This window comes from Pelotomaculum propionicicum (assembly GCF_004369225.1).
Lineage (GTDB): Bacteria > Bacillota > Desulfotomaculia > Desulfotomaculales > Pelotomaculaceae > Pelotomaculum_B > Pelotomaculum_B propionicicum.
Genome location: NZ_QFFZ01000134.1, coordinates 1 through 1,546 on the forward strand (window position 1 = coordinate 1; position 1,546 = coordinate 1,546).

Genomic DNA, 1,546 nt, shown 5'->3' on the forward strand with positions numbered 1-1,546 from the left:
AAATCCGTGGCTTCGGTGACAGGCTTTAGCCCCGTTACATTTTCGGCGCAGAGCCACTTGACCAGTGAGCTATTACGCACTCTTTAAATGGTGGCTGCTTCTAAGCCAACATCCTGGTTGTCCGGGCAACTCCACATCCTTCTCCACTTAGCCTGTCTTTGGGACCTTAACCGACGGTCTGGGCTGTTTCCCTTTCGACTACGAATCTTAGCACCCGCAGTCTGACTCCTGGTATCCAAATATCCGGCATTCGGAGTTTGATTGGGTTCGGTAATCGGTGAAGACCCCTAGCCCAGTCAGTGCTCTACCTCCGGTATTCATTACCAAGGCTAGCCCTAAAGCTATTTCGGGGAGAACCAGCTATTTCCGGGTTCGATTGGCATTTCACCCCTACCCACACCTCATCCGCCGCCTTTTCAACGACGGTCGGTTCGAGCCTCCACTTTATTTTACTAAAGCTTCACTCTGGACATGGGTAGATCACCCGGTTTCGGGTCTACTCCAACGGACTAAATTCGCCCTGTTAAGACTCGCTTTCGCTCCGGCTCCGCGCTTTCCCGCTTAACCTTGCCCGCTGGATGTAACTCGCCGGTCCGTTCTACAAAAAGTACGCCATCACACTTGGGTGGTGAGTGGTTGGTGATTAGTCGTTAGTTTCTTGGGTATTCCTTACAGGTCTTTTTTCTTTTTTGACCCTAAAGCCTTGACCCTGATTACCCCAACCACTAACCACTAACCACCCACCACCAAATAGTGCTCTGACTGTTTGTAAGCATACGGTTTCAGGTTCTATTTCATTCCCCTCCCGGGGTGCTTTTCACCTTTCCCTCACGGTACTTGTTCACTATCGGTCGCACTGGGTATTTAGCCTTGGGAGGTGGTCCTCCCTGATTCCCACAGGATTCCCCGTGTCCCGCGGTACTTGGGATACTCCCGAAAACGTTCGACTTTTCGCCTACAGGGCTGTTACCTTCTGTGCCGGGCCTTTCCAGACCGCTTCGGCTAAGTCTACTTGCCTTACTGATGAGAGTCCCGCAACCCCCAGCACTCAACCTATCGCTCGATAGGTTTAACTCCTGGACTTTCACTACTGTCACCCAAAAGTCTTATCCTACCAAACGCCAGGTTGAGTGCTGGGTTTAGGCTCGCCCCTCTTCGCTCGCCGCTACTGGGGGGTTCGATCTTTCTTTCTCTTCCTCCGGCTACTAAGATGTTTCAGTTCGCCGGGTGCCCTCCGTACACCTATGTGTTCAGTGCACGGTGACGGGGGTTTGCCCCCGCCGGGTTGCCCCATTCGGATATCTACGGATCGAGGCCTGTTTGCGGCTCCCCGTAGCTTTTCGCAGCTTTCCACGTCCTTCTTCGGCCCATGTGCGCCAAGGCATCCACCGTATGCCCTTTGTAACTTGACCTAATTTCGCGCTACTAGAACTTTCCTCTGCAACTCGCCTTAGCTTTCGCCTCTGACGTGTCGCTTTGTCTCGCTTCTAAACAAGACTGGCTCTAGTTACTCTTGTTCTCCTATGCTGTGCAGTTTTCAAAGAAC

The 1,546-nt window shown here is 52.5% G+C and carries 1 rRNA gene; it reads right to left on the reverse strand.

Going from position 1 to position 1,546, the window contains the following annotated elements:
• Nucleotides 1-1,412: ribosomal RNA gene (locus Pmgp_RS19220) — 23S ribosomal RNA — on the reverse strand; the annotation flags it as partial.
• Nucleotides 1,413-1,546: the final 134 nt, after the last annotated feature.